Genomic DNA, 7031 nt, shown 5'->3' with positions numbered 1-7031 from the left:
AACTGATGAAAACTTGCTCATCAAGCAACAAATTGCTCGATTGACGACAGTTTGATAACGTTTTGGGGAATAATTATCGTCTAAAAGTTAAACGCAAAGCCCAGTCCATAAGCACTGTCATCAAAGTTGTAATTGGAAACAGTTAGTCCGTAACCTGTTTCTGCTTTGAGGTACCCTCGTAATCCTTGGTAAATTGGAAAATTCCAACTCAGTCTATAGAGCGTTCGATCGATATCATCAGCAAACAGATTGCCTATCAGTACGTTGACTTCTTGTGAATCCGTGGGGTGCCATCCAAGTTCAACTTCACCAAACCCCAAATAATCAGAAATCGTTGGGTTATAGCTAACACTTCCAACCCTTAGCCAAGGTTTGAACCTCAAGTAGCCCCATTCCCAATTCCGTTTCACCTCACCATACGCGCGATTCCAGCTGACTTCGTTGTTGCCACCCGCACCATTCGATTCGTGCTCAGCGCCTAGTGACCATTGCCACATCTCGACATTCAGCCGATAAAATAATTCGGGATTATAGCTGCTGTCACGAAAGTAGGCTGAGCTGTCATACGCCTCCCAATTGGAACGTTGGGTATAGGCCATATATAAACCATGTTGGTCAAACTCAAAAATCTGATACTTCACACTAAATTGAAATTGTACGAACGTGTCTTTTGCGCGGGTATTGTTGGGGTTTAGAGGAGCAAAGCGTGCCTGATTAACGTTGCTTTCTTTATAGTAAGGCAATAGGTAATTGTCTCGATGTCCGGAGAAATTGTTTTCTATCGCATGCCCATACGGAGCCAACAGTACGGTTACGAGAAGCGTACTGGCCTTCAATGTACATAGTTTCGTCTTCATCAAACCTCCCTAAGAATTTGCCGAAGTAGCTCCTACTGCGACTATTAACCATTCAGCAAAATTCTCGAGAGTATAGATGTCCTATTCGCCATGCAGCGTGGCGTTTTACTTGATGAATCAACTATGAGGCAATATTCCGACCTTAGGAGAAACCAATGTCACGAGCTACTATTTTGCGTTGTGTTTTGTGTAGGCAATGTTGAGAGTCGCTTATACATCTAGATTAATAACTCTTGCAACAAACTCTCCCTTAAAGAGGTGGAAGCGGTATATAAAGACTTCAGTTCACCATGATCCATGAACCAACAGGCATTCGCTATTTGTTCGATAAGCGTCAGGTTTTGCTCAGCAACGATAAAACTTCGTCCTTGCTTGGCTTGTTCGAGGATCACCTCCCCCATTCGCTCGATATTTTCTGGTTGTACGCCTTCAGTCGGTTCATCGAGTAAGGTCAACAACCCGTTTTCCGAGACAGCACGACAAAAAGAGACTAATTTCCTCTCGCCTCCTGACAACTTCCCGGCCTGCACGTCAAAACGCTTTTCAACAATTGGGAAATCCTTTAGTAGGCGTTCAGTCAGGAGATTTCCGCCCCACCTCCCCGTCAAAGAAAGATTGTCACGCACACTTAGCCCGCCAAACACCGACTGCTCTTGTAAACCATGACTGATTTGCTTTTTTTGCCGCTCAAAGGCATTGAGCTGCGACACATTCATACCATTAAGAGAAATGCTACCACTGGTGACTGGGAGCGCACCGGATATTAATTTCATCAAGGTGGTCTTCCCCACACCATTTCGACCAGCAAGACATATCACCTCACCTTCCCCAATAGAAAAACTGACGTCCCTGACCACGGTAATATCTCCGTATCCACCAGAAAGACTGTTCACATCCAGAAGCTTTGCCGTCATTACTTGGTCCCTCCCGCATAGATATTACGTACACCTTCATTGGCTCGCACAAATTCAAAGCTGCCAAAACAAAGCATGGAGCCTTGATTCATCACCAATACCTCATCAGCCAATTTCTCTACCACTTGCATGTCATGCTCAATAATCACGCAAGGTTTCCCTTCTCTGGCAATGTAATCTTTGATGATGTTAATGAGTGTTTTGGTTTCAACAGGTGAGAGTCCTGCGCAGGGCTCATCAAGTAACAACAAATCGGGATCAGTGAGACAGGTCATAGCGAAATCCAACATTTGGCGTTGCCCAACTGAGAGTGAACCTGCCAGCACTTCACCCCGCTCAAGAAATGGCATCGCTTCATAAAACGCGTTTAGAGAAACTGAGCGTCTGCCATATTTTGCTGTCCGGAACAACGATTGTTGATTAAAGCGACTTGCCCAAAGGGCCAAATGAATATTCTGCTCAACAGTTAGCGACGGAAAAACACAGGGGATTTGCAGTTTCCTACCAATTCCCTGACGTGCAGCATCATAAGGTTTGCGGGGCGTAAAACGTTCTCCGTTCCATACAAGGCTTCCTGAAGAAAGAGGGAGCGCACCCGTCATGGTGTTAAATGCAGATGTTTTCCCTGCACCATTTGGGCCAATTAGACACTGAATTCCCTTTCCTCCTAGTCGCATATCCAATGACGAAAGAATATTGACTGCCCCCACTGAAACTGATGCATTGTTAATAACCAGTGTCGCCTGCCTTTCTGGCGTTTGAGGAGAGTCATCTTCCCTAGCATTGCCCCCCCTAGCATTGCCACCGTTTGTATTGTCACCCTCTGCATTTTCGTTCTCAGTGCGCGACTTGGTGCTGGGTAACCGTCCAAACAAGCCCTTTGGCAAAAAAAGGACCACGACAATGAAAATACTGGCAACAATCACTTCCCAATAAGGAAAGGTGTCTTTCAACTCACTGGAGACCATCCCCATCATCAAAGCACCAGCGATAGGTCCCACGAGAGTGAAACGTCCTCCTACCGCCGCCCAGATAACGAACTCAGCTGACAAGAAAAACCCTAACGCCTGCGGCGTGACAATTCCCTGATGAACGCTGTATATCGCACCTGCAAGCCCTGAAACTGCTGCGCTAAGGGCAAATACAATACTTTTCAATTGGTCACTTTTGTAACCCAGTAAATCAACCCGCTCTTCATTGTCTCGGATAGCATTAAGCAAAAGCCCAAACGGCGTATTTTCAATATATTGAAGAGAAAGCAGCACCAGAGCCACTGCACCTGCAATAACCCAATAAAGGTTTTCGTAGCGGTCTGTCCCGGGGATGTCACTAATGCCATTCAGTCCGTTGAAGCCCCCAGTAACACCATCAAAAACCAATGCAAGTTGCGTCGCCAGCATAGCAATAGCCAGTGTGATCAGAGAAAAATAGGGGCCAGAACTGGAGGTGCGGGAGAACACTAATTTCCCCAACACGTAAGCCAAGAGTGCCGGGACTAAAAGTGCAAAAAACAGTCCCGAGGCAACAGACAATATCGATGATTGGTCTATATTTACATAGCCATAAAGATAAGCCCCTAACCCAAAAAACACTGCCTGGCCAAGCGGTAAAAAGCCCGCTTGCCCCCAGCAAGACGCCACACTCAACGCTGCCAACCCGAAGATCAAATACAGGCCAACTTCATAAGCGGTATAGCTATCGATAAACAGTGGTAGGACGAAGATAAACGCCAGCGCGTACAAGTTAACGTTGCGAAATAATGCCATTGGGTTTCCACCATAAAAAGAAAATCGACAGCAAAAGAACACCTGTGTAACCGACTACCTTGTCGAACAGGCTTGATAAGGATTGATCGAACCCACTAATCATACTGCTTCCCAATATCACCCCCTCTACACTGCCTAAACCACCAATAACGAGAGCGAAAAATGATGAGAGCATGTAATCGAGCCCCATGTAAGGGTCAACTCTCACCAGAGGCGCGATCAATGCGCCGGCAAGTCCTGCTGTGCTGACACCAAAAAGAAACGTACCAAATGCAACGTGTTTAGTGTTGATACCGACGGCCTGCGCAAGCGTAGGATTATCAACCATGGCGCGAATTTTCAGACTGGCAGGGCTTTTTCGAAACCAGAGATAAAGGCAAACCATCAAGACGGCAATCACCACCACTAAAAGCAAACGGTAGACGGGGTAATCCACCCCAACAATCTCAAGGGTACCGGGTAGATATTGAGGAACATTCTGGTACTCCCTACCAAATAATGCTTCGATGCTTTTTCGGATGAGCATCGCAACACCCCATGTAGCTAAAAGGGTGTCAAACGGGCGCTGGTAAAGATGCCTAATGAGCCCCTTTTCCATTAGCGCACCAACAAAAATGCTTACAATCACAGCCAGAACAAGGCCTACAGGCCAAGGCAGAGACCACTGGCTTGCGAGTAAAGCGCTATAAGCACCAAGCATGACAAATTCGCCATGCGCCATGTTCATAACGCCCAATAACCCAAATACAGCAGCGAGGCCTATCGCGACTAGAGCCAGCACGGCAAGACTGTAAATAATGTTAAAAATAGACAAGGTCAACACATCCATGTGCGCCACTCCTTTAACTACAGGTACTGCCGCTAGGCACGTTTCCAAAGGTTTCAACCACACGAAACGCGCCATTTACCGCTTCGGCAAGATAGATATCTTTATCAACATGTCCTTGCGTTAAGGTCATATCCCCGCGAGGAGATGAAAACGAGACTCCCTCAGACGTGCTTGTTATCTTCTCTTGGGATACAGCTTTCGCTCGGTTCGCCAAGGCGTTAAAGAGATAAACGCCGTCATAACAGGACTCACCCAAAGCGTTCAGGGCCGGGGCATCGCTACCAAACTTGTCGTAATAACGCTTCGAGAATGAAGCGGCCTGCGGTGAGTCAATGTTCTGAAAGTAACCCGAAGAAGAGTAAAGTCTTGCTGCGTTTTCTGGCCCGATACCCGCTAAGGTATTTTCTTCAATTAAGGTGCCCAACCGCAGCGCCTGTTTGTCCAAGCCGAAGTTTGCAAAAGCGCGATTGAAACCGACTGATGCCCCTCCCACTAAGGTGATCAGCACGGCATCTGCGCCACTGGCTTTAATTTTTGCCAAACTGGAATCGAAGTTGTCAGCCGTGAAAGGGAGATACTCTTCGCCCACGACTTCACCGCCTGACGCACGGATATAGTCTTTCGCAGCAGCATTAGAATCCCGCGGCCAATTATAATCATTGCCAATCAAATACCATTTACTGACGTTCTTGTTTTTTGTTAACCAAGGAATCACGGGAGCCAATTGTTGTGCGGGGGTTTCACCTAGTACATACGTTCCCTCGGCGCATTCTCCACCTTCGTAAATAGGCGTATATATATACGGTACATTTCCTTTAAACAGGTTGATCAACGCTCCTCGTACCGCGCTGTCATGCATACCAATAAAGGCATCTACTTTTTCACCTTTGTAGAGGCGAACCGCGTTTTTAAGTGCATCAGAAGGTGAGCCACCAGCATCGGCATAAAACACCTCGATTTGCTTACCTAAAATACCACCGGACTTATTGATCTCTTCGACTGCCATTTCTGTGCAATTTTTGCTGGAAGGGCCAAACAAACCTGCAGGGCCGGACATTGGGATCATCACACCCAGCTTTATTGTATCTGCAGCCAAAGCTGGAGATGAAACGAATGTCGGAGCCAACGCTGCCAGCAGCGCAGCACTCATCGACGAAGTTAAAAATTCGCGTCTTTTCATTGTTGTATTCCTTACATCTATGAAGAGTGGATCAGGGACGTTGCGTAAAGTTGAAGACCGATTCCAAGGCTTCTGCGATCGATAACAACCGCTCATCGCTATCGAAAGGCCCATCAATTTCAATACCAACAGGCAGACCATCACGGGTTAGGCCAATCGGTAGACTGATTCCCGGTATCCCTGCATTGCTGCCCGGATCGGTGTTGTGAATGAAGGTTGGAAAGGTGGGTAGGCGTTCGCCATTAAGCTCAACCGTTTCATCGTCCCCTATCGGTGCTGCGGGCAAAATGCTAGTTGGAAAGATGACGGCATCCACGCCTTGCTCCGAGAAATAGTCTGCGTAGGTTTGTTGAAGTTTCGGACGAACCACATTAACAGCTTCGCGATAAACCGATTCAGGTATCGCGCCATCAGATAACAGTGATGCCATCAAGCCGCTAACATCGGGACTTAAGGCATTCTCGGCGATGTCCTGAATACTGATATGTGGTGCATGGGTTGCAAGATAAGCAGGTAAATCCTGCATAAATTCATGGAGAACTATCGGGAAACTGCACGCCTCATCAAGATCACCAACATTCGGAATATCCGCGTCAACCAAGGTCACGCCCGCATCAGAAAGTTTATTTAAGGCATCTTCAGATAGTCTGGCAACTTCCGGATCTAGATTCTCAAAGAAATAGGCGCGGGGAACCCCCAGCTTGATAGTAGAAAGACTGACGACTTCATCAATGGCAGAATCTTCTTTGCCCGCCATGATGGCATCCAAGATGCGGCAGTCCTTAACGGTGTTCGCCATCGGACCCGCCGTGTCGCGAGTATGGCTGACAGGCACTATTCCCTCCGACGAGTAACGATTCATAGAAGGCCTGAAGCCAACAATGCCGCACAGTGCAGAAGGCAGCCTCACGGAGCCACCCGTGTCTGTCCCAATACCTGCCGGCATAATTCCCGCAGCAATCGCAACGGCAACGCCGCCACTAGAGCCCCCTGGAATCCGCGTTGTATTCCACGGGTTTTTCGCTGCACTGCTATAGGCGTTGTTGGTTGTGATACCAAACGCCAGTTCGTGCATGTTTCCCATGCCCCCCACCAACGCGCCATTGCTTAACAGCCGTTCAGCAACAACAGAAGCACTGCTGATATTCCCCGCTAACGCTTTTGTCGCAGCAGATGCCGCCAGTACACCGGTCTGGATATTATCTTTGAAGCAAAGAGGGATTCCACTCAACCCATCACCCGCCTTACCACTGAGATCAACATCCTTGGCTGCCTTGCGCAGCATCTCCCAGTCAAACGTGATGAAAGCATTAAGGTGTATCAGGCTTTCCGCACGTTCGATAACGGCGTCGATATATGATTCGCAGGTTAATTCACCCGATTTAAATGCTGACTGCAGTGCTTCAAACGTAAACGGTACATCTTTCCTTTCCGCCATCTCTTACTCCTGAGAACTATTCTTTCTTTCCTTCTCAGCATGAGACG

General features: G+C 47.6%; 6 protein-coding genes. All 6 read right to left on the bottom strand.

Annotated features, from left to right (window positions below; genetic code table 11):
* Positions 1 to 80: 80 nt before the first annotated feature.
* Positions 81 to 857, bottom strand: coding sequence for a phospholipase A (locus L4D06_RS22820; protein WP_429741581.1), 777 nt, complete (start codon positions 855 to 857; stop codon positions 81 to 83).
* A gap of 218 nt (positions 858 to 1075) precedes the next feature.
* The gene (locus tag L4D06_RS22815; RefSeq protein WP_429741579.1) at positions 1076 to 1771 is read right to left on the bottom strand and encodes an ATP-binding cassette domain-containing protein; all 696 of its coding nucleotides are present in this window, start codon (positions 1769 to 1771) and stop codon (positions 1076 to 1078) included.
* Positions 1771 to 3537, bottom strand: coding sequence for an ABC transporter permease subunit (locus L4D06_RS22810; RefSeq protein WP_429741577.1), 1767 nt, complete (start codon positions 3535 to 3537; stop codon positions 1771 to 1773). Before L4D06_RS22810 ends, L4D06_RS22815 begins: the two co-directional genes overlap by 1 nt.
* The gene (locus tag L4D06_RS22805) at positions 3515 to 4366 is read right to left on the bottom strand and encodes a branched-chain amino acid ABC transporter permease (protein ID WP_429741575.1); all 852 of its coding nucleotides are present in this window, start codon (positions 4364 to 4366) and stop codon (positions 3515 to 3517) included. Before L4D06_RS22805 ends, L4D06_RS22810 begins: the two co-directional genes overlap by 23 nt.
* 13 nt (positions 4367 to 4379) lie before the next feature.
* On the bottom strand, positions 4380 to 5546 hold the full coding sequence (locus tag L4D06_RS22800; RefSeq protein ID WP_429741573.1) for a substrate-binding domain-containing protein: 1167 nt from the start codon (positions 5544 to 5546) through the stop codon (positions 4380 to 4382).
* A gap of 31 nt (positions 5547 to 5577) precedes the next feature.
* Positions 5578 to 6984: an indoleacetamide hydrolase gene (gene iaaH / locus L4D06_RS22795; protein WP_429741571.1), complete on the bottom strand. Its 1407-nt coding sequence runs from the start codon at positions 6982 to 6984 to the stop codon at positions 5578 to 5580.
* Between the last annotated feature and the right edge of the window lie 47 nt (positions 6985 to 7031).

Source organism: Enterovibrio makurazakiensis (genome assembly GCF_050336585.1).
Lineage (GTDB): Bacteria > Pseudomonadota > Gammaproteobacteria > Enterobacterales > Vibrionaceae > Enterovibrio > Enterovibrio gelatinilyticus.
The sequence above is the reverse complement of the archived record's forward strand: the minus strand, read 5'-3'. Positions and strand labels throughout refer to the sequence as shown.

Bases quoted from the DNA above. Each gene is read 5' to 3' on its own strand.
- L4D06_RS22820 (WP_429741581.1), bottom strand. From the start codon at position 857: ATGAAGACGAAACTATGTACATTGAAGGCCAGTACGCTTCTCGTAACC.
- L4D06_RS22815 (WP_429741579.1), bottom strand. From the start codon at position 1,771: ATGACGGCAAAGCTTCTGGATGTGAACAGTCTTTCTGGTGGATACGGA.
- L4D06_RS22810 (WP_429741577.1), bottom strand. From the start codon at position 3,537: ATGGCATTATTTCGCAACGTTAACTTGTACGCGCTGGCGTTTATCTTC.
- L4D06_RS22805 (WP_429741575.1), bottom strand. From the start codon at position 4,366: ATGGATGTGTTGACCTTGTCTATTTTTAACATTATTTACAGTCTTGCC.
- L4D06_RS22800 (WP_429741573.1), bottom strand. From the start codon at position 5,546: ATGAAAAGACGCGAATTTTTAACTTCGTCGATGAGTGCTGCGCTGCTG.
- iaaH (WP_429741571.1), bottom strand. From the start codon at position 6,984: ATGGCGGAAAGGAAAGATGTACCGTTTACGTTTGAAGCACTGCAGTCA.